This is a genomic window from Pseudomonas sp. EL_65y_Pfl2_R96, assembly GCF_963970905.1.
GTDB lineage: Bacteria > Pseudomonadota > Gammaproteobacteria > Pseudomonadales > Pseudomonadaceae > Aquipseudomonas.
The window spans coordinates 1-957 of the sequence record NZ_CAXAQH010000102.1 but is presented as its reverse complement, the minus strand read 5'-3'; the positions used below and the strand labels follow the sequence as shown (position 1 = coordinate 957).

The following is a 957-nucleotide window of genomic DNA, read 5'->3' as shown; positions in this document are numbered from 1 at the left end:
CAAACCGGCGACATCGTCGTGACTGCCGAAAAGCGGGAAACGACTCTTCAAAAGGCGCCGCTGGCTATCACTGCGCTGACTGCCGATACGCTCAAACAGTCCAACATCACGCAGCTCATCGACATGAACGGCTTCGTTCCTGGCTTGACGGTTGCCAACAGCGGCAGCTTCGTGCGGGTCGTGTCGATCCGTGGCATCGGCTACGAAGCCACCGACAATCTCAGCGCGCAGCCAGGCACGTCCTTCCACATCGACGGCGTCTACATCGTCAGCCCTTATGCCCTCCAGCAGGATTTTCTCGATCTCCAGCGGGTCGAGGTACTCCGCGGACCTCAGGGCACAGTATTTGGCCAAAGTGCCACCGGCGGCATCGTCAACGCAGTCACCGTCCGGCCTTCGACGCAATCCGTCGAGGGCACCGCGCAAGTCGAACTAGGCAATTACGACTTTGTACGCGCCAGCGGTACGGTCAATCTGCCGATCTCTGATACGTTGGCGGTCCGGGCGACGGTCCAGCGCTACAAGCGCGATGGCTATGCCAAGCAGACCTCACTCGGCCGCCCGTACGATCTGGACGACGCCGACCGTTTCTCCACCAAGGCGTCGATCCTGTGGACGCCAACGGACCGTTTCTCAGCCGAGCTCACCGCGCAGTATTTCGACGCAGACGAGCATGGCGCGGCGCAGAAGAACCTCGACGATCGCGATCCCGATCCGCGTCGCATTTCTCAGGACTACCCGAACGAATATCGGCTGAAGTTCTTTCTGTCGTACGCGGATCTCCGCTACGACTTCGGCCCGGTCACGCTCAAGTCGCTGACGTCGTATCAGCGCACCCGCAACCACAACCAGATTGATGTCGACCGCGCCGACTATGCGACGCTCGGCTATTATGACGTGCAGCCCTACTGGAACAATGCTGTTGATGCCGTCAGCCAGGAGTTCAACCTCACCTCG

General features: G+C 60.3%; 1 protein-coding gene. It reads left to right on the top strand.

Going from position 1 to position 957, the window contains the following annotated elements; all coding sequences use genetic code 11:
* A partial coding sequence (locus AACY49_RS29640; RefSeq protein ID WP_339527731.1) for a TonB-dependent receptor occupies positions 1-957 on the top strand: 957 nt, incomplete at both ends.